The organism is Neosynechococcus sphagnicola sy1 (genome assembly GCF_000775285.1).
Lineage (GTDB): Bacteria > Cyanobacteriota > Cyanobacteriia > Neosynechococcales > Neosynechococcaceae > Neosynechococcus > Neosynechococcus sphagnicola.
Genome location: NZ_JJML01000109.1, coordinates 1 through 610, shown reverse-complemented (window position 1 = coordinate 610; position 610 = coordinate 1). Strand labels below are relative to the sequence as shown.

1 tRNA gene is annotated in these 610 nt (G+C 46.9%); it reads right to left on the bottom strand.

Going from position 1 to position 610, the window contains the following annotated elements:
- Window positions 1-355: 355 nt before the first annotated feature.
- Window positions 356-427: transfer RNA gene (locus DO97_RS20320), tRNA-Gln, on the bottom strand.
- Window positions 428-610 lie beyond the last annotated feature (183 nt).

Genomic DNA, 610 nt, shown 5'->3' with positions numbered 1-610 from the left:
AAAGCAAGGGAGCCAAGGTCAGTCCCCCTTGCAGAGGAACTCTTCAGTCAGATGTCAGCCGGGCACAACGTTAACCCTTGCCCATTAAAATACAGTATACACATCAAGATACCGTATTTTGTCTTTATGGCTACGCAGTTTTTTCGAGATTACAGCGGATTCTCAGGTTAAATATATAAAAAGCATCGGGATACCGTAGTTTAAATATCCCCATACCCTGTCCCCTTGACAGGATGCTGAACGTAGAAATAGAGTCCAGGAAACCAAAAACCTGTCTGGCGGTTTCTGGAAAACACCCTAGAAAATCAACCTTAGCCCCATTGAGAGGGCAACTCACGGAATTTCAATCAAAGAACTGGGGCGCTAGGATTCGAACCTAGGGATGGCGGGACCAAAACCCGCTGCCTTACCACTTGGCTACGCCCCAACAACTGAACGGTTACTATAGTAGCAGTTTCTAGCCCTAGACTGTCAAGAATCGAGTCCAGGAGAAATCCTTCACCTTGCTGGGCAATCATTCCCAGTAAACGTGAGCGGGGGGTATTCAGTCTGTCGTAGGATGCAGCTAAACCTTTCTTTTACAAGTTGACTGTGGATTTGCTGTATCGGC